Below are 17,553 nucleotides of genomic sequence, written 5' to 3' on the forward strand. Positions count from 1 at the left end.
GCAGAGCGTCACTTACAGACGGGCAGGCCACTCTTTATCGGCGCGCTCTTGCAGGAAGGTCGCTTTTTCCGCTTCGAATCCATCCATATCCATACCCAGCGCTTTCTGCGCCGCAGACTTGCTGGACAGATCAGGCAGGGCAACCGGTTGCTCAACACCCTGCTTACTCAGTACGGTATCGAGCTCAGCTTGGGCCTGCTTAGCAACGTCCATTGCCTTATCCAACAAACGGATCGCTTCACCCGGGTTGTGCGCGTGGATGGCGTGAGAAGCGGTGGCAAAGTCCCAGAACCACTGCGCGTGACGGATGTGGGTCAAGGCTTGCTTCATCTGCGCTTCGTCCGCGCCGGCATCCCAAGCCGCTTTCGCCTGGTAATGCGCCTTGATCACTTCGGCTTCCACCAACAGCTTAGACTCGGTGATCTCGGCTTTGTTGGCCTTCAACACCGCTTCCATATCAGCTTGGCTGTCATGACAAGAGGAGCAAGACTGGTCGAAGTTGTCCAGTGCGCTGCCCATGTTGTGCTTGGAGTATTCACGGCCTTGCTCGTTCTTCATCTTCGGCATGTGACAGTCGATACAGGTCACTTCCATCTCACCGTGAACACTGGTCGCCCAGGTTTCAAACTCCGGATGCTGCGCTTTGAGCATCGGTGCCTTGGACACGGAGTGGGTCCAGTCAGCGAAGCCAATGCCATCGAAGTACGCCAGCGCGTCTTCCGCCGTCAGGCCATTATCCCAAGGGAACTTAACCGTGTTGTTATTGGTGGCGTCAAAGTAGTACTCAACGTGACACTGACCACAGGTCTGCGCTGCCTGAATGTTGGCAGGCTGATCGTCAAACGTCATGTCGACCGCCGCCATCGCGCGCTCGGCATAAGGACGGGACAGAGCAACCGCAGAGGACTCGCTGTCGTGACAATCGGCACAACCGATAGCGTTGCCGACTTCGTCGCCCCAGGCGCCCCACTTTTTACTGGCAAACGCACCTTCACCTTCGGACTCGATCAAGCGTGCCACATCCGGAGTCTTACAGGACCAGCAGGACGCAGGCATCGGCCCATCCATGTCGCCCATTGGGCCAGCGGTACGCAGCGTCTGTGTCACATCCGCCACCGCATAGTAGTGGCCACGAGCCTTGTTGTAGTCCTTGGCAAACCCATAGCCGCCCCACAGCACGACCAAGTTCGGATTGGATTCGAGCAGATCAACAATGTCACTGGTTTCAGCGGCTGTCGCCCAGGAGGCGTACTGATCCGGGAACTCAGCTTTCCAGGCTTCGTTATCGGATTTCACCGGTTTCGCCATGGCGACGCCGGTCATACCTGCCATCACCATGGACAGCATCAACGCGTTCATTTTTTTCATCATCATCCTCAGAGTTCGCATTTAATCAGCAAGCGAATTGAGACTGAGCATAAAAAACTCGTTAACTCAGAGGCATACCCCTAAAGGGATAGTTGACGTAAAATCATGGTGAGATCACACTTCTTGGGCTCTTGGCTGGGCCCGAAGCCCAGCCAAGAGCCCATTATCACGCCTAGGGCATGCAATGCATCACGCCCGCTTCAGAGAAGACCTGGTTATGTCCGCAACACCGTCTCCCCCCAGCGCCGCATCAAGCGCCAGCACGAACTGGTCACTGTATCTGGTCCGCACCCGCACCGGTGCACTCTACACCGGGATCAGCACCGACGTTCAACGTCGCTTTAATGAGCACCAACAAGGGGGCGCCAAGGCTGCGCGAGCCTTGCGGGGCAAAGGTCCGCTGCAACTGGTCTACCAACAGCACATTGGCAGCCACAGTGAGGCGTTAAAGAAGGAATACCGGCTAAAACAATGGAATAAAAAACAGAAGGAAGCGTTGATTAGCGGGATCAGAACGCTTGACGAGCTATAACATCGAGATCAAACATCTCCGTGTCACACCACCCCTGAGCCAACTGAACGCTGTGCTCAAATCGGGCAACAGAGCGAAACCCTAAGCGGGTCAGCAAACGCCGACTGCCGTCATTATCGACCCCGATCAACGCCACCAGACGGACAAAGCCTAACGGCACTAAGCTTTGCTGGATCAAAGCCCTCACGGCCTGCAGCGCCAAGCCCTTACCCTCCTGCTCAGGCAACAGCATAAAGCCGATCTCTGCGGTCGCCTGAGTCATCGGCAACTGGCGCCAGCCGACGATCCCTGCGCAGCCGCCATCCGCTTCAATAACCCAGCAGCGCCATTGAGGATCCCCTCGGTGCCACTGAGTCAGCCGCTCAGCCAGCAGAGCGCGCACCTGCTCCGCCGTCATAACAGCACCTATATGACGCATTCGCGCAGGATCTTGATACAAATCACGCAGCAAAGGAAGATCATCGGCTTGCAGTGGACGAAGGGACATAACTTACACATCAATCAACGGGGCTGCTGCGGCAAGGCGACCACGGTTCATAGCAACTTAACCCAAAGGACGACTTAATAGAGTGCGGCCTCCCCCTCCGGTCGACTCTTTAAGATCTTTAGAAACCACATGTATTGATCCGGATGGCGGCTGATCAATCGCTCCATCTGCCGATTGAGTAAATGGGCCTCAGCCAGCTTATCCATCCCTTCCATCTGCAGGGGGGCGTCCAACTGCAGTTGCACCTTATTACCCACGAACCCGACGCTCAGCGGTACCACTTCGGCCCCAGAGCATCGTGCGATCCGACTGATCACCGGTAGGGTGGCTTTTTGGCAGGAGAAAAAGGGCGCAAACTCACTTTGCTCTTTGCCATGATCCTGATCCGGAAGATAGAACAAGCTGTTGCCCTGCTTCAACGAACGCACAATAGCGCCGATCCCCATATTCCGGTGGTAGAGTGTCCCACCAAAACGCAGCCTTTGCCGACAGGCAAACCAATTGAATACCGGGCTGCGGTGGTGCTTCACCATACCGATCATCGGCAGCCCGGTCATCGCCAACCCCGCCGCCGCGTACTCCAATGCAAACATATGCGGCACCAAAAACACCACTGGTTTGCGGGCATGTCGCAACGCATCCAGATGCTCGATCCCCTGGATCTCGATCCGCTGCGCGAGGTACTCACGACGACGCAAAGCCAACTCGCCCATACCCACCACGGTGCAAGCAAAGCAGTGCAACAGCCGGTGTAGGATCTGCTCACGCGCCTTCTCGCTCAAATGGGGATAACACGCGGACAAATTTCGCCTAGAGATCCGGATCGGTTTACGACACAGCCACTTGAGCGGCCGAACCAACCCATAAGCGAGCCACTGACGCACCGGCAAAGGCATAAAGGCCAGCACTGCCAACACCGCTACGGCAAGCCAGGCCGGCCAGTGTACCGGCGCCAGCATCTTTAACGTGAAATTAACGTGATAACTTTGTGCAGAATGAGGTGAGGTCATCCCTGGCCGTCCTGGCTATATTTTTGCTTTTATTACCCTTACCTTAACGCAATCCTAACAACTGCAACAGCCATCCTCTCTGCCACGAATACAACTCGGCCCGCACAACGGCGGGCCGATAATTCGATATTTATCCGGTTTACGCTTACGACTGAGCGCGCTTGGCCAAAGTGTAGGGATCGATCTCTCCCTCCGGCCGGCTACGCAGGATCTTCAAGATCCACATATACTGCTCCGGGTGGGGGGCGATCATCGCTTCGAGCTCCTCATTCATGCGCCGGGCATCAACCGCAGGATCGCCACTGGGCAGATCCAACATCGCCGGGCGGATATGACCCTCATACAAGCCGGTTTCCGGGTTATAGGTTGCAAACAGAGGCACCACAACCGCCCCGGTCGCCTCGATCATCCGACCCAAACCCGGCAGCGTGGCCTTGTATGTAGCAAAGAACGGGACATATTCGCTCTTGGCCATGCCATGATCTTGATCCGGCAAATAATACGCCGTATGGCCGTCGCGCAAGGCCGCAAGCATCGCTTTTATGCCATGCTTGCGGGTATACATTTTGCCTTGAAAACGGTTGCGGCCCAACAACATCATCCAATCCAACATCGGGTTCGGATTGGGGTTCATCATGGTCGTCCAGCGATGGCCCCGAGACGCGATCAGCACACCGGGAAACTCAATGGCCCAACTGTGCGGCACCATTAATACCACCGGCTTGCCCGCATCCAATAACGGCTGCAGATGCTCCTCACCACGCAACTTTATTCGCCGCTCCAGATAACGCGGGCTGCGTACCGCCAGCGTTCCCGTCGACAACATCACTTGCGCGGCCCGTTCAAACATCCGATCCAAGGTCTGCTCGACCGTTTGTTCGTCCCAATCAGGGAAACAGGTTTTCAGGTTAACCCGTGCGCGAAAGCGCGCGCCACGCGAACGACGTCCAACGCTGCGACCCAGCCAGGCCGCAAACCGATCGCGTAATCGAGATGGCCAAAAAGCCAGAAACAGCGCGAACAACAAGCCCAACCACAACCCCCAATAGCGGGGATGCAGAAAAGACCATTGAAAGTGGGGTTGATGGTGATCAGAGGTCACAGACGCCAAATCAGCTCTCCTACTGCACCTGCTGCAGGTCTAAAACACCAAACACAGCAGAAAAAACAACGTCATTAAGGCGCAGTAGTCTAGCCACTCAAGACCCGAACGCAAGCGTAAAGCCGCTAGCCTGTGATCTATCAGGTCGGACGAGGTTTGCACCGAGGCGCCCATCGGCCCCCCTAATAACCGAGCGCAGATCCATAAGCAAACACGCGGCGGTGGCTGCGATAGCGGATCCGCATCAACCAAGTGTAGAGTCCTCGCCCCCCCAGCAGCACCGCAACAAACAGCCAAAACAGGGGCGGATGCCACGACACCATCCCAGCGGCCGACGCAACGTGAACAAAGGGGAGAAATTCATAAACGCTCTCAGGCCATATCCCACCGCGGGCGTCACTATCTTGCCGACGGTATTCAGAGCGCATAACCCAAATCGTCGCACCGCAAAAAAACAGCAACAACGAGAACAATTGGCCCATACTGCCCAGTGGGAACCAAGTGATCAAAAAGATCCCTACGGACAACAGTGCGAAAGGCTTCGCCTCATAAAAATGTTTAGCCAACATTCACTTCGCCTCCTTGCTCGGTGATGATTGCAAAACGATTGACAATTTTATCTTGCCACCGTAAACAGAGTACCACTGAACCGTTCGAATTCAACTCAATGCGGCGACTCGCCCATAACGGATCCCAAATGCGCACTCATCGTCCCCGTGTCGGCATCGGCATCATCCTACGCCGCCATGATGGCAAGATCTTACTAGGCCAACGGCGCGGCAGTCACGCCCCCTATTGGTCTATCCCCGGCGGCCACCTAGAGCTGGGCGAGACATTTGAGCAGTGTGCCATTCGTGAAATGGCTGAAGAAACCGGGTTACAGATAGAAGCACCGCAAGTTATCGCCGTCACCAATAACCTAGAGACGTATCAACAAGAAGGGGTGCACTCCATCTCGGTATGCCTGCTGGCACACCATAATGGTGCGCAGCCCAGCAATCTGGAGCCCGATAAGTGTGCCGGCTGGCATTGGTTCGATCCCCACAGCCCACTGCCGCAGCCGCATTTTGACGCCAGTCGTCAATCCATCGAGTGTTACCTTTCCCAACAATTTTATCGGCCATTGGACACGTAAAGGTGTGCGGTTCTGCCCGCTCTATCGAGCGTATCGCCATGCGTGAGTCAGTGAAAAAGGAGCCGCCAGCAGACACGGTGAAACCCACCAACGCTATCCGCCCTTAGCGCCCGCTCGCTACCGCCCGCACCGGCGCTCACAAACGCATGGCATACCAGCGATCACACCCACTGTGCCCGCTGCATCCCCAAGGCGCGTCCAGTTCGCGAAACCCCAAGCTGCGATACAGTTGCTGGGCTTGCGTCATCGGTCCGTAGGTCTCCAAGTAGCAATACGCGTAACCGCTTTGACGTGCGTAGTGGATCAACCTAGCCACCAGTGATCGACCCGCGCCCAGCCCCCTTGCCCCGGGCGACAAGTACATCTTTTGCAACTCGCAAACCGACTCCAAATGGCATGGATAAGGTGCCACGCCACCGCCGCCCAGCAGTTTGCCCTTGCGCTCAACCACTAAGTAATGGCTGCCTTCCTGACAATACACTTCACTTAACGCGTCTAATTCTGGGTCGGCCCAAGCAAAGCCCGGTTGATTGGCGCCAAATTCGGTCAAAGCCAAACGGATGATCTTCGCGATCTCAACGTTATCCACCACCTCAATAGGACGTAACTCAAAGCTCATAAATCCCCTTGCTTAATCGATCACCACCCACACCAATCAAACACAATAGCACGAAGTATCTCAAACATTTTCGTCACACCAAGGCGCCAATGTGAGGTGTCGCACCCACACCTGCCCCCCACTTGCGACCAATGCCACAAAAATCAAACAAACCCTACCTAACGTAAGGAAAATCAATTCAAACCGACAAGATATTCCGAAGCCATTGACCACATTATTCAAAACCGATACTTTCCGCGCGTCGACGCAAAAAACAAACGATAAAAAGATAAAACAACGACCAGTGGACAGCTCAATCCTGGCCGCAGCGTGATCCAGATCACGCTGCGCGCAACTTGCGGGTAACCAGAGCTCACAAACTGGTACCATTTGGCCACAACAATACCCCCCCTTAGGGCGCACTCACTTCGGATCTCAGCGCATGGAATATGACATTGCTTTTCTTGCCTTTATTCTGACCATGGTGCTACCAGTCAAAGTACTGCCTTGGTTATTCATCGCCATGATGGCCTATAAAGGCTACATCCAGATGAAAGAGAAACGCTCCGAACGTGATCGCCAGCGCCGAATGGCGCAGTTGGCTGAACGCCGCAACCCGCCCAAGCCGACAACAGAGAGCCAAATGATCCCTATCTCAGCCGACCACATTTTGCGGTCGCGACTGGGCAGGCGATAAACGCGCCTCAGAGATCCTGGCCGCAATAGCCAGAGGCGATCCAAGCCAGCTTGGATCGCCCAAGCGCAAACAATCTCCCACCGCACAGCCCATAAATTAACCTGGCATCACCCCTCGCTTTCGATCCCGCACGCTCGCCCCCACGCTGCAGCTTCCTGCAGGAGCTCGGCAACCCCTTCAAGCCTTGCCCGCATCCGCTCACTGCAACAAACATGGTTTCTTATTAACCAAACCACTTGCCCACTTGCTAAAAGTATGTCTACATATGTATACAGCCTGTTAAGCAAGGAGCGACTTATGCGGAAACATCCGGTTAGTGCTCGGCTCGATGACGCCGACTACGACTTCCTGATGGGGATCGAATGGAACGGCGCCACCACCCAAAGCGAAAAGCTGCGTGAACTAATCAGCTTTGCCAAACTCTACGCCGAAGGCCAACGCAACAAGGAACAAGCGCTGGCGCTGGCCGATCAGCTAATGGCGCCTCTGCGGCAACACCTCGCCGCGCAAACCACACCGACGCCACTGCTGCAACAACTGTCCGTGCATCTGCCCGCCCTCATCGCGCCGGCACTGCTCCCGCAGCAAGACAGCGCAGACAGCGAAGCTCAGATCCTCCGCGCCAGCGAAGCCTGGCTGGATACCCTACTGCGCCTGACGTTGACCGATCCCTGCCCGGGCTCGGAGTCGCTCAGCCAAGCCCGGGCCAGCCTTGCCGGCTTGGCACAACACTACCTCAAGCACGTCGCGTCAGACGCGCCCGTACCGCAATAATCGATAAGGAGCATCATCATGAATGAAGGGATCTTCAGCCGGATCTCACGCCTGGTTTCCGCCTCGGCAAACTCATTGGTGGACAGCGTAGAGAACGCCGCCCCGGAGTTGGCCATGGAAGGCGCGATCCGTGAGATGGAACAAGCCACCGACGAGCTGCGCCTGGAGCTGGGTAAACTGGAAGCCGGAAAACACCTAGCCGCCAAACAATATCAGTCCGCCTCTAACGAGCACGATGATCTGGCCGAGAAACTGGCGGTTGCCTTGAGCGCAGGCCGGGATGATCTGGCCGAGGCCGCCATCGCCCGTCAGATGGACATCGAAGCGCAGCTGCCGGTGCTGCAAAAAGTGCTGGATGAGAAGAATGCCGATCTGAAAGAGACCGAAGGCTATATCGAGGCGCTGCAGGCCAAGCGGCGCGAGATGCAAGACGCCCTTAAGGCATTCCGACAAGCTCAGCAACAAAGCTCGACAACCGCCCACACCGAGCCCACCGGCAGCGCCGAGCACGCCGCCAATAAAGCGGAAGCCGCGTTTGATCGGATCATGGCGCGCCAGACCGGGATCGAGCCCAACGCGCAACCCAAGGATCACGCCAAACTGCAAGAGCTCGAATCCCTGGCCCGACAGTCGGCAATCGCCCAGCGGCTGGCGCGCGCCAAGCTGGACACCCAGGAGTCCTAAATGCTCGAGTTTCTGTTTGCCGAGCAAAACACCCCCTTTATCGTCGCCCTGTCGCTGATGGGGCTGATCGCGCTGTTTGAAGGGGTGGCGAGCGTACTCGGGTTTGGGATCTCCTCCGCCATCGATGCGCTTTTACCGGAGATCGATCTCGCCCCGGATGGGCTGGAGGTTTCCGGCGGTGTCCTCACCAGCGTGTTGGGCTGGTTGATGATCGGCAAGGTGCCGGTGCTGATGATCTTGGTGCTGTTTCTGACCCTGTTTGGGATCTGCGGCTACATCCTGCAATACAGCCTGTGGCAGCTCACCGGCTGGCTCGCACCGGGCAGTTTGGTGGCCATACCCGCCACGTTGGCCTCACTGCCGCTGCTGCGCGCCGCCAACAAGCAGATCGCCCGCGTGTTCATCAACGACCGCTCCGAGGCGATCAGCCTAGAGCAGCTCATCGGCAGCGTCGGCGTGATCACCGTCGGCATTGCCGAAGTCCGCTCCCCGGCCCAAGCCCGGGTCAAAGACAAATTCGGCACCCAGCATTACATCATGATCGAACCAGACAACGAGCAATGGGCCTTCCACCAAGGCGAATCCGTGCTGCTGACTGAGTTTGACGGTCAAAATTTCAAGGGAATACCCCCAAAAAGTAATCACTTACAATCAATGGAGTAAATGGACTTATGAGCGCAGATCTGCAGTTTGTTCTCGTCATCGTCGGCAGTGCCTTCGTCGCCCTGCTGGTATCGGGACTGATCTTTTCCCGTCTCTACACCCGTGCCTCGAAAGAGCTCTCCTTCGTCCGGACCGGCTTTGGCGGTCAGAAGGTGATCATGAACAGCGGCGCCGTGGTTCTGCCGGTGCTGCACGAGGTGATCCCGGTCAACATGAACACCCTGCGTCTGGAAGTATCCCGCAAGGAGATCCAGGCGTTGATCACCAAAGACCGCATGCGGGTCGACGTGCTGGCGGAATTCTATCTGCGGGTAAAGCCCGATCTCGACGCCATCGCCAATGCCGCCCAAACACTGGGCCGCCGTACGCTCGATCCAGACGCCCTAAAGGACATGATCGAAGGTAAGTTTGTCGACGCACTGCGCTCGGTGGCTGCCGAAATGAACATGGATGAATTGCATGAGCAGCGCGCCCAGTTTGTGCAGAAGGTACAACAGGTCGTCAGTGAGGACTTGCTTAAAAACGGCCTGGAGTTGGAGTCGGTATCCCTTACCGGGTTGGACCAGACCAAGAAAGAGTTCTTTACCTCAGACAACGTGTTCGATGCCGAAGGTCTGGCCAAGATGACCCGCTCAACCGAAGCGCGGCGCAAAGAGATCAACGACATCGAGCAGGAAACCGCGGTTGAGATCGAGCGTAAGAACCTAGGCGCCACCCAGGACAAGCTCGAGATCGACAAACAAAAACGCTACTCCCAGCTGGAGCAAGAACGCGAGCTGGCCATCCGTGAAGCGGAGCAAAAAGCCCTGATCGCCGAGCAGCAACACAATCGCGAGCGCGAGGCACAAGAGGCAGCGATCACCGCCGAGCGTCAGGTCGAACAGGCCCGCATTGCCGCCGAGCAGCAGACCAAATCCGCCGAGATCGCCAAAGAGCAGGACATTCAGACCAAGGAGATCGAGCGGGATCGCCTGCTCAAAGAGCAAGACATTCAGCGCCTGAAAGCGGTCGAGTTAGCCGAGCAGGAACGCGCCATTGCCGTTGCCGAGAAATCGCAGCAGCAATCCTTGGCCGACAAAGAGGCCAACCAAGCGCGCGCCCAAGCCGTGCGTGCGGAAGAGGAGGTTGTCACCGCCCGAGAAGTCGAAAAAGCCGAGCGGGATAAACAGATCGAGATCATCGCCGCGCAGAAAGAGGCCGAACGTCAGGCCACCGGCATCAAGGTTTCCGCCGAGGCCGACAAAGCCGCCGCCGAGGATCGTGCCGAAGCCCGCAAGATCGAAGCCGACGCAGAGGCCACCGCCATCAAGATCCAAGCCGAGGCCAACCAGGAGCAATACCGCATCGACGCCGAAGGCACCCGCTTGATGAACGAAGCCCTCAACGCCCTGTCCGAGAGCCAAGTGGCCCTCAAACGAGTATTGAGCCTGCATGGCGCCCTGCCGAACATCATCCGCGAGAGCGTTAAGCCGATGGAGCGGATCGACGGCATGAAGATCATCAACATCGAAGGGCTGAACCCCAGCACGCCGGCCGCGCCCGGCAACAGCACAGGCGAAAGCGCCAGCTTGCCCGAAGCCCTGGTCAACAGCGCCCTCAAGCATCGCGCCCAAGCGCCGTTGGTCGATAGCCTGCTCAAAGAGTGTGGCCTAGAGAATGGGATCGAAGGGTTGACCGACACCAAGCAATAAACGCCGCGGGGCATCGCTCGGGTGCCCCGCTTTTCAATGACCGACAGCAAGGAGAGCTTCATGAGCTATCGTCATCGACAACCCGGCTACCTGATCGTCGCCGTACTCGGGCTCGCCATCGCCGCCATCGCCTTCAAGGTGCCCAGCTCGACCGGGCTGGCAGGCGCCGTCATCGCCTTCCTGGCGTTAGTACTCCTGCTGTTTTCCAGTCTCACGGTGACCCTAACCTCAACCTCCTTAACCTGGCACTTCAGCTTCGGCTTCTGGACCAAGCGGCTCGCCCTCAGCGAGATCGTACAGGTAGAAACGCGCCAAACCCCATGGTGGTATGGCTGGGGGATCCGTCTAACCCCTCATGGCTGGCTCTACAATGTCTCCGGTCGCCACGCGGTCAAACTGCACCTTAAGGATGGTCGCACCCTGCTGCTGGGCACCGATCAACCCGAACAACTCCAGCGCAGGTTGCAACAGGGCCTGACGCACCATACCTAGCCCGGTGCCGACAGCACCACGCGCAGGCTTATCTGACACCAGCGCACCTCAATGCGCTGTAAAATCACTTAAAAAACCACTACTATCGGCCCTTTTCGGTTGGCATAAGCGACGATGAAACTGAACTTCGATGCGGGCTCACTGCTGCTCAGCGGCGATACGTCCGCCCTGCTCCACCAGCACGTAGAACATCTGGTGTTCGACAGCCGGGTCGATGCGTGGCGCGCGCCCGCCTGGACCTACCCTGCGGTGAAAGCGCAGTTGGCGTCGTTGGGCGAACTCGACGATCAGGTGTTTGATCTCGAACCGCTTACCGTACCGGCGCAACTCGACGTCACCCTACGCGACTATCAGCAGCAAGCCGTCGAGCGCTGGCAAGCCAACCAGCACCGAGGATTGGTGATCCTGCCCACCGGCGTTGGCAAATCCATCGTCGCCGTCGAAGCGATCCGTCGCTGCCGTCAACCCGCGCTGATCGTCCTGCCCACCATCGATCTCATGGTGCAGTGGGCCAGCCAACTGGAGCAACATTTCCAGCAGCCCATTGGCGTCTACGGCGGCGGCAGCAAGGAGCTGCAGCCGATCACCGTCATCACCTACGACTCCGCCGTGTTGATGATGGAATACATCGGCGATAAGTTTGGCCTGATCGTGTTCGACGAATGCCATCACCTGCCCGGCGCTATCTACCGCCAAGCCGCCGAGCTCAGTCCGGCGCCCTACCGCCTCGGGCTGACCGCCACGCCCGAGCGCACCGACAACGGCGAGCACCATCTGTACCGGCTGATCGGCGAGGAGATCTACCGACGCGACATCCACGACTTCGATGACGGCGTCCTGGCCCAATACCAGACCTTAGTGATCGACGTCCCCATGACCACCGAAGAATCCGCCGCCTACCAGCAAAACCGCCAGCGCTATCTGGACTTCGTCCGCAGCCACCGGATCAGCTTCGCCTCCCCCTATGGCTGGGCCAATTTCCTGCGCTGCTGCACCCAAGCCCCGGATGGCCGCGAGGTGCTGCAAGCGTATCGGACCCAAAAGGAGATCGCCGCCGCCAGCGCCGCCAAATTCGACAAACTGTGGGAGCTGATCAACCAGCATAGGGGCGAGCGGATCATCATCTTTACCGCCTTGAATAAGCTGGCCTATGAGATCGGCGAACGCTTCCTATTACCGGTGATCACCCACCACACCAAAGCCGCCGAGCGAAAAAGCTTTCTGGAGCACTTTCGTCAGGGCGAATTGACCGTACTGGTCACCAGTAAGGTGCTCAACGAAGGGATCGACGTACCCGAAGCCAGCGTCGGGATCATCGTCTCAGGCTCCGGCTCGGTACGCGAGCACGTCCAGCGCTTAGGCCGGATCCTACGGCCCTCCGCCGACAAACAGGCGCGCCTGTATGAGCTGGTCAGCGCCGGCACCTCAGAGATGAACATCTCCGAGCGCCGTCGCCAACATCAAGCCTACGAGGCCGCACCGAACCAACCCACAGAGCAGGGGCGCCAATGCTGACCAAAGATCTGCTGTCCTACAGCCTCAAATCCACCCGGATCATCCCCCACTTTATCGACGTGGATGCGCCGCCCTTATTGCAGTTCGCCGAACAACTTCTGGCTATCTTCGACGCCGATAGCGGCAAGACCCGCGAAGCGATAGAAACCGAAGCCGAGCTCTACCTGCAGGGCCAAGCCGATCTGAAGTTTGCCAAAGGCCTGTATAAGATCCTGCTCGATCACGCCAACTTCACCTTGGCCGAAGACAACGCCGGCCCGCGCCGCAGCGCTATCCTCACCGCAGCCGCGGCACAATTGAAAGGCACCGCGCCACAAACGCTGCAGCAATATCGCGATGCCGTCGCCGCCCAGAGTCAACAAGTGATCGACACCCCGCTCTATCCCGATCTGCCCGCCTTTGAACAGCTCACCCGGATCAAAAGCTTCACACCGCGACAGTTGCTGCAGCGCTACAACATGGCACAAGTCCAGGCGCTGCTACTCTCCACCCAATCGCTAACCCTCACCACCAATGACATGTCAGCCGCCAATCTGCGCCGGATATTTAAATGCCTGAAGTTCTTTCGCCTATTGGCCGAGATCAAACAAAGCAAAGACAAAACCACGGTGGTGATCGACGGTCCACTGTCTCTGCTGGAAGGTTCGCGCAAATACGGCCTGCAGATCGCCTCCTTCTTCCCCATCATCTGCCTGCTGGAGCAGTGGCAGATCAGCGCCAAGGTGCAGCCCAAGCGGGCGGTCAAAACCCTCAAACTGGACGAAAGCGCGCAGTTGATCAGCCACTACCGCCATATGTCCGCCTACGTCCCGGAAGAAGTGAAGCTGTTTGCCAAACACTTTGCCGACACCGTCGAAGACTGGCACTTTGTGGCCGAATCTCCGTTTCTGAAACGGCCCAAAGGCCGACTGATCTTTCCCGACTTTACCCTGCAGCACCGCTCAGGCGTCATCGTCTACCTAGAGATCTTTCATCGCTGGCACCGCGGGCCGCTGACTCAACGCCTTGAAGAGCTCGAGAAAATGAAGGAGCCGCTGATCCTCGCTATCGACCGCTTCCTACTCAAAGGCGACTGGCAAGACTCCATCGACAGCCTCGATAACAACCGCCACTTCCTGTTCAGCGAATACCCGACCGTCAGCCGTCTCAAGAAAACACTGGACGGCTACTTAGCACGTGAGTCTGATCAATCAGTAGGCTTTTGATATCCATTACCGCGCCAAAGGCAACATTGTTCCCAATTCGGTTGCCGGTTCGTTCCGGCAATCATGGGCTTTTACAAAAAGTAAGCCATCACCAACATGACGCTCCCTCGGCAACACCTATAACAACCTACATCTCAGTTTCCGCAGGGGAAAGACACAATTACCCTGCTCGAACCGAACGCCGACACTCCTATTTACCACTGCCTGCTTCGAAAATAGTCTAATTATAATAAATTTTTATGAATGTGTTTTCCTTCAGTCACACTGTCATATTTTACATTGGAAAATATGTGTAATTGCGCATCCGTTAAAATCGCCAACAACAAGTTTAAAGTTTGAGTGAAATTGGGGTTAAGCATTCACTCGTTCGCAATGAGCAAAAAATTTCAAATGTCCTGTTTTATACGGAAAATCACTCTTAACATGACTATGAAAAACAAGTAGTTAAAACACATAGGATTATGACTGCGGGAAAACCACAGAGATTTGTGTTTTTAATAAGCCATTGATTAGCCAGTTATTACAAATCACTCCATGATAACTTTACAAATCTCATGCTGACCTCTAACTTTGCTGTGCATCGACTAACGATGTTGAGATGCACGTAAGGCTTCCTTGCAACAGTAATACTTGAGCGGAGCTCTACAGTGCTATGGAATTAATTTGGTTAGAAGGGAATTTAGCTATGAGCACAATTGATTGGAACGGTGGCCAAAGCATTAGCTTATCTGGTGGTGATACGGCGGTTTGTGAGACACTAAAACAAGGTCAACTCTACGCAGTATTTCTATATAATGGTGCGGGTGAAGATGCCGACATTATCGTCAACGTAAATATCGGTAACAATTATGCGCCCAAGAAAGTAACGGTACCTGGTACGACTGGTAACAAGGGGCTCGCTGCATTAGCATTGATCTCAGGAAGCAACTCTCAGACTGTTTCTATTTCTATAACTAGCCAGCAATCGGGTTCAAAAGTAGATGCTTGGTTGGGTAGCGTCGGAATGCCAACAAATACTTCTGGCATTGAGAACATGGAATTGCCAATCGATGGTCAAACTCAAGCTTACGGTACGCGTGATCGCTACTATGCAGTTCCGGAAAGCCGTTGGTATCAATTGACTTTAAATAGCCCGCAAAACCAGTTTATTTCCGTACAATTTACCGAATCATTTGCTACCGTATTTATCAATAATCCTGTAGCCGATCCCGGCAATACGATCGTGCCTGTCGGTACCGTAAAAATCGATACCGACTACAAAATTGTAAAGGCAGACAGTGGGCAGCCTCAAACAATTATGTATGAAGATCAAGGTAATGGTCGTCAGAAAGTTTGGATGAATGCTGACAGTCAGCAAAACTCATCCAGCTCAACCATCGTGGCGCAGTATTTGTAATTCCGCTTTAATACAGCAACCATGATTAGATAATGTCAAAGCTTGTCATGCAGACGAAGCAACGACCAGTCAGTCACGTTCGAAGAAAGCTGATAAAAACCAGTATCGGCTTTCTTCTTTGTGGTGTGTCTACCGGACGTTTGCCCATTGACGCTTATGCTGAGAATTCGGATCTTGAGGCTGGTATCATAGGATGGGATGATGGCCGCTTGTTAGAGTTAAACTATGGTCAAACCGCTACTTGTACGTCGTTGAAGCAAGGGCAACTCTACGCGGTCATTATTTATAACGCCTCTGCATCAGATCACGACATACCGATATCATTGGTCTGGAGTAATTCTCAACTTCCAGAGAACATGACGATTCCAGGCACTAAAAATGCTCAAGGACCCGCTTCTGTGGTGCTCGTTTCAGGGAATGATACAGCGACAGTATCTATCTCAATATCAACAGCTTCAAATGCAACCGTTCAAATGTGGATTTTAAGTGTCAGTATGCCATCAACCCCAAGGCAAAACTTAGATTACAGACAGGTTAAAGAGGGGGTGGAACTCCCGTTATTAAAAGCCAAAAACTACTTCGCTGTGGCCAAGAGCAACTGGCACCAAGTAACAATAGAAAACAAGTACAATCAAGCATTTATTCTACAGATCCAAAATCACCAAGCTATCATATACATTATTAACCCTACGAAAAATCCGCAAGTAAACGTTATTCCTGTTGGAACAGTGAAAGAGGGAAAACACTATCAAATTAAGCGCCCAAACAAATTGGAACAACCCCAGCGCCTGCAGATCTTATATCAAGGCAACGGCAGCCAAGTCATATGGACGAGTTTATCCAGCGAACAGAACTCCAAACACACAAAGCTTATACTACAGGCACTGCAAAGCAATAATGGCTCCCTGCCCGCTTTGCCATTTAACAATACCCACGATTACATCGTATGTAGCAAAGTAAACGAAGACACAAGTATCCAGCTGTCTGAACGTTTCGATATTTACTAAGAAGACATGCCATGAGCACCACGTGAGGCTTTCGCGGCGGCGTTCACATCACCTGAGACTGATAGCCGCACATCCCATGAACGCAAGAGAGGTGCTGTGTGTCCTCGCCCCATGACGGTCATGCATATCTGTTGACCGCTGCATCGCCGCAACGACGATAACGTCGAATTATCAAATTAATTCCAAATGATAATTTCAAACAATGCTGGCGCCTCCATATACTCTCCTCATCAACAACGCATCACGTATTACGGATCGAGATCAGGAGTAAATTATGAAGATGAGCCACGTAGGTATCATGGTCGGCGACATGGACAAAGCGGTTGAGTTTTATACCCAAGCGCTGGGCCTCAAAGTTGTTATGGGCAAGAGCGAAGTCATCGAAGAGCGTGAGAGCGCGATCGGTCGTATGTGCATCGCCGTCTTTGGCGAAGGTTTCAAAGGGTTTAATATCGCCCACCTGCTGACCACAGATGGGATCGGCGTTGAGCTGTTCGAGATGAAAGATCGTCAAGAGCGCCACGAAGTGGATTTTTCACGCATCGGGATCTTCCACTTCTGCCTGGAAACCGACGACTTTGAAGGCGTGATCGAAAAGACCAAACAGTTTGGTGGCAAGGTCCGTATGGACATCATGCGCTACCATCCCGAAGACGACAGCAAACCCGCGAAGATGGTGTACCTGGAAGACCCGTTCGGTAACCTGTTCGAGCTGTACTCCCACTCCTACGCAGAAACCTATTCCTCTGAGTACGAGTGAGCGAAACGGCGGGCGCTTCTGTCCACTCGCTCAATAGCCGTCGGTTCAGATCTCGCACCAGCCAAGTGCCCCAGACAGAAAAGGCTGCTTACCCATGGGTAAGCAGCCTTTTTTACATTCAACTGAACTAGCTCATAACAGCGAGCGCCGTTAGTACGCGCCGATCTCCCACACGGTCACAGAGCCGCTGATCTCATTCCCCACCAACAGCAGCGGGTTGCCCGTCGCGCTGTCTGCGCCATCAACAAACACTAGGCTTTCCGGCGCCAGATCGCCTATCCCATCCTCGGCGCTGAGGCCCTCAGTCAGATCGTAACCGTTCACCCGCGCGCTGTTGACAGCGAGATCAGCGATCGATTGATGATCGACAAATTTTGCTCAATTTAGGCTTGAACGATCTCGCAATACCGTCAATCTGATGGCATGAAAACAAACAA

The 17,553-nt window shown here is 55.1% G+C and carries 20 protein-coding genes; 13 read left to right on the forward strand and 7 right to left on the reverse strand.

Annotated features, from left to right (window positions below; all coding sequences use genetic code 11):
• Positions 1–12: 12 nt before the first annotated feature.
• Positions 13–1,368, reverse strand: a complete 1,356-nt coding sequence (locus ABEA08_RS14220; RefSeq protein WP_345336001.1) for an ammonia-forming cytochrome c nitrite reductase subunit c552 — start codon at positions 1,366–1,368, stop codon at positions 13–15.
• A gap of 217 nt (positions 1,369–1,585) precedes the next feature.
• Between ABEA08_RS14220 and ABEA08_RS14225 the strand changes: the two genes are divergently transcribed.
• The gene (locus tag ABEA08_RS14225; RefSeq protein WP_345336002.1) at positions 1,586–1,900 is read left to right on the forward strand and encodes a GIY-YIG nuclease family protein; all 315 of its coding nucleotides are present in this window, start codon (positions 1,586–1,588) and stop codon (positions 1,898–1,900) included.
• Here ABEA08_RS14225 and ABEA08_RS14230 read toward each other — a convergent pair.
• The 4 genes from ABEA08_RS14230 to ABEA08_RS14245 all read right to left on the reverse strand — a co-directional run bounded on the left by ABEA08_RS14230 (position 1,878) and on the right by ABEA08_RS14245 (position 5,068).
• A complete protein-coding gene (locus ABEA08_RS14230; protein WP_345336003.1) occupies positions 1,878–2,387 on the reverse strand; it encodes a GNAT family N-acetyltransferase in 510 nt (169 codons plus the stop codon). The genes ABEA08_RS14225 and ABEA08_RS14230 overlap by 23 nt on opposite strands.
• Before the next feature lie 74 nt (positions 2,388–2,461).
• On the reverse strand, positions 2,462–3,397 hold the full coding sequence (locus ABEA08_RS14235; protein WP_345336004.1) for an LpxL/LpxP family acyltransferase: 936 nt from the start codon (positions 3,395–3,397) through the stop codon (positions 2,462–2,464).
• Between the two features lie 145 nt (positions 3,398–3,542).
• Positions 3,543–4,499, reverse strand: a complete 957-nt coding sequence (lpxM, locus tag ABEA08_RS14240; RefSeq protein WP_345336020.1) for a lauroyl-Kdo(2)-lipid IV(A) myristoyltransferase — start codon at positions 4,497–4,499, stop codon at positions 3,543–3,545.
• 182 nt (positions 4,500–4,681) lie between these two features.
• The gene (locus tag ABEA08_RS14245) at positions 4,682–5,068 is read right to left on the reverse strand and encodes a hypothetical protein (RefSeq protein ID WP_345336005.1); all 387 of its coding nucleotides are present in this window, start codon (positions 5,066–5,068) and stop codon (positions 4,682–4,684) included.
• Positions 5,069–5,196: 128 nt separating this feature from the next.
• Between ABEA08_RS14245 and ABEA08_RS14250 the strand changes: the two genes are divergently transcribed.
• Positions 5,197–5,634, forward strand: coding sequence for a nucleotide triphosphate diphosphatase NUDT15 (locus ABEA08_RS14250; protein ID WP_345336006.1), 438 nt, complete (start codon positions 5,197–5,199; stop codon positions 5,632–5,634).
• Positions 5,635–5,770: 136 nt separating this feature from the next.
• On the opposite strand, the gene ABEA08_RS14255 is transcribed toward ABEA08_RS14250, so the two are convergent.
• The gene (locus ABEA08_RS14255; protein ID WP_345336007.1) at positions 5,771–6,253 is read right to left on the reverse strand and encodes a GNAT family N-acetyltransferase; all 483 of its coding nucleotides are present in this window, start codon (positions 6,251–6,253) and stop codon (positions 5,771–5,773) included.
• Positions 6,254–6,674: 421 nt separating this feature from the next.
• On the opposite strand from ABEA08_RS14255, the gene ABEA08_RS14260 reads away from it, so the two are divergent.
• From ABEA08_RS14260 to ABEA08_RS14310, 11 genes are all read left to right on the forward strand, one after another.
• Positions 6,675–6,929 (forward strand): hypothetical protein, encoded by a 255-nt coding sequence (locus ABEA08_RS14260; protein WP_345336008.1) that lies wholly within the window; start codon positions 6,675–6,677, stop codon positions 6,927–6,929.
• A gap of 297 nt (positions 6,930–7,226) precedes the next feature.
• On the forward strand, positions 7,227–7,703 hold the full coding sequence (locus ABEA08_RS14265; protein ID WP_345336009.1) for a hypothetical protein: 477 nt from the start codon (positions 7,227–7,229) through the stop codon (positions 7,701–7,703).
• 18 nt (positions 7,704–7,721) lie between these two features.
• Entirely contained in the window at positions 7,722–8,387 is a 666-nt protein-coding gene (locus tag ABEA08_RS14270) for a PspA/IM30 family protein (protein WP_345336010.1), read from the forward strand.
• Positions 8,388–9,050, forward strand: a complete 663-nt coding sequence (locus tag ABEA08_RS14275; RefSeq protein ID WP_345336011.1) for a YqiJ family protein — start codon at positions 8,388–8,390, stop codon at positions 9,048–9,050. It abuts the gene before it with no gap.
• An 8-nt stretch (positions 9,051–9,058) separates the two neighbouring features.
• Positions 9,059–10,741 carry a flotillin family protein gene (locus ABEA08_RS14280; RefSeq protein ID WP_345336012.1) on the forward strand — a complete coding sequence of 561 codons (1,683 nt, stop codon included), beginning with the start codon at positions 9,059–9,061 and terminating at the stop codon, positions 10,739–10,741.
• Positions 10,742–10,801: 60 nt separating this feature from the next.
• Positions 10,802–11,233 carry a hypothetical protein gene (locus tag ABEA08_RS14285; RefSeq protein ID WP_345336013.1) on the forward strand — a complete coding sequence of 144 codons (432 nt, stop codon included), beginning with the start codon at positions 10,802–10,804 and terminating at the stop codon, positions 11,231–11,233.
• A 114-nt stretch (positions 11,234–11,347) separates the two neighbouring features.
• Positions 11,348–12,748: a DEAD/DEAH box helicase family protein gene (locus ABEA08_RS14290; protein ID WP_345336014.1), complete on the forward strand. Its 1,401-nt coding sequence runs from the start codon at positions 11,348–11,350 to the stop codon at positions 12,746–12,748.
• On the forward strand, positions 12,742–13,953 hold the full coding sequence (locus ABEA08_RS14295; protein ID WP_345336015.1) for a DUF790 family protein: 1,212 nt from the start codon (positions 12,742–12,744) through the stop codon (positions 13,951–13,953). The genes ABEA08_RS14290 and ABEA08_RS14295 overlap by 7 nt, the downstream gene beginning before the upstream one ends.
• 685 nt (positions 13,954–14,638) lie before the next feature.
• Complete coding sequence (locus ABEA08_RS14300) at positions 14,639–15,349, forward strand: hypothetical protein (protein ID WP_345336016.1); 711 nt, start codon at positions 14,639–14,641, stop codon at positions 15,347–15,349.
• Between the two features lie 32 nt (positions 15,350–15,381).
• A complete protein-coding gene (locus tag ABEA08_RS14305) occupies positions 15,382–16,356 on the forward strand; it encodes a hypothetical protein (protein ID WP_345336018.1) in 975 nt (324 codons plus the stop codon).
• 274 nt (positions 16,357–16,630) lie between these two features.
• Positions 16,631–17,116 (forward strand): VOC family protein, encoded by a 486-nt coding sequence (locus tag ABEA08_RS14310; protein ID WP_345336019.1) that lies wholly within the window; start codon positions 16,631–16,633, stop codon positions 17,114–17,116.
• Between the two features lie 150 nt (positions 17,117–17,266).
• Here the strand turns inward: ABEA08_RS14310 and ABEA08_RS14315 are convergent, their stop codons facing one another.
• Positions 17,267–17,440 carry a hypothetical protein gene (locus tag ABEA08_RS14315; RefSeq protein ID WP_345336022.1) on the reverse strand — a complete coding sequence of 58 codons (174 nt, stop codon included), beginning with the start codon at positions 17,438–17,440 and terminating at the stop codon, positions 17,267–17,269.
• Between the last annotated feature and the right edge of the window lie 113 nt (positions 17,441–17,553).

Source organism: Ferrimonas pelagia (assembly GCF_039543565.1).
Lineage (GTDB): Bacteria > Pseudomonadota > Gammaproteobacteria > Enterobacterales > Shewanellaceae > Ferrimonas > Ferrimonas pelagia.

Coding starts and splice junctions, on each gene's coding strand:
- ABEA08_RS14220 (WP_345336001.1), bottom strand. CDS start 1,368: ATGAAAAAAATGAACGCGTTGATGCTGTCCATGGTGATGGCAGGTATG.
- ABEA08_RS14225 (WP_345336002.1), top strand. CDS start 1,586: ATGTCCGCAACACCGTCTCCCCCCAGCGCCGCATCAAGCGCCAGCACG.
- ABEA08_RS14230 (WP_345336003.1), bottom strand. CDS start 2,387: ATGTCCCTTCGTCCACTGCAAGCCGATGATCTTCCTTTGCTGCGTGAT.
- ABEA08_RS14235 (WP_345336004.1), bottom strand. CDS start 3,397: ATGACCTCACCTCATTCTGCACAAAGTTATCACGTTAATTTCACGTTA.
- ABEA08_RS14245 (WP_345336005.1), bottom strand. CDS start 5,068: ATGTTGGCTAAACATTTTTATGAGGCGAAGCCTTTCGCACTGTTGTCC.
- ABEA08_RS14250 (WP_345336006.1), top strand. CDS start 5,197: ATGCGCACTCATCGTCCCCGTGTCGGCATCGGCATCATCCTACGCCGC.
- ABEA08_RS14255 (WP_345336007.1), bottom strand. CDS start 6,253: ATGAGCTTTGAGTTACGTCCTATTGAGGTGGTGGATAACGTTGAGATC.
- ABEA08_RS14260 (WP_345336008.1), top strand. CDS start 6,675: ATGGAATATGACATTGCTTTTCTTGCCTTTATTCTGACCATGGTGCTA.
- ABEA08_RS14265 (WP_345336009.1), top strand. CDS start 7,227: ATGCGGAAACATCCGGTTAGTGCTCGGCTCGATGACGCCGACTACGAC.
- ABEA08_RS14270 (WP_345336010.1), top strand. CDS start 7,722: ATGAATGAAGGGATCTTCAGCCGGATCTCACGCCTGGTTTCCGCCTCG.
- ABEA08_RS14275 (WP_345336011.1), top strand. CDS start 8,388: ATGCTCGAGTTTCTGTTTGCCGAGCAAAACACCCCCTTTATCGTCGCC.
- ABEA08_RS14280 (WP_345336012.1), top strand. CDS start 9,059: ATGAGCGCAGATCTGCAGTTTGTTCTCGTCATCGTCGGCAGTGCCTTC.
- ABEA08_RS14285 (WP_345336013.1), top strand. CDS start 10,802: ATGAGCTATCGTCATCGACAACCCGGCTACCTGATCGTCGCCGTACTC.
- ABEA08_RS14290 (WP_345336014.1), top strand. CDS start 11,348: ATGAAACTGAACTTCGATGCGGGCTCACTGCTGCTCAGCGGCGATACG.
- ABEA08_RS14295 (WP_345336015.1), top strand. CDS start 12,742: ATGCTGACCAAAGATCTGCTGTCCTACAGCCTCAAATCCACCCGGATC.
- ABEA08_RS14300 (WP_345336016.1), top strand. CDS start 14,639: ATGAGCACAATTGATTGGAACGGTGGCCAAAGCATTAGCTTATCTGGT.
- ABEA08_RS14305 (WP_345336018.1), top strand. CDS start 15,382: ATGTCAAAGCTTGTCATGCAGACGAAGCAACGACCAGTCAGTCACGTT.
- ABEA08_RS14310 (WP_345336019.1), top strand. CDS start 16,631: ATGAAGATGAGCCACGTAGGTATCATGGTCGGCGACATGGACAAAGCG.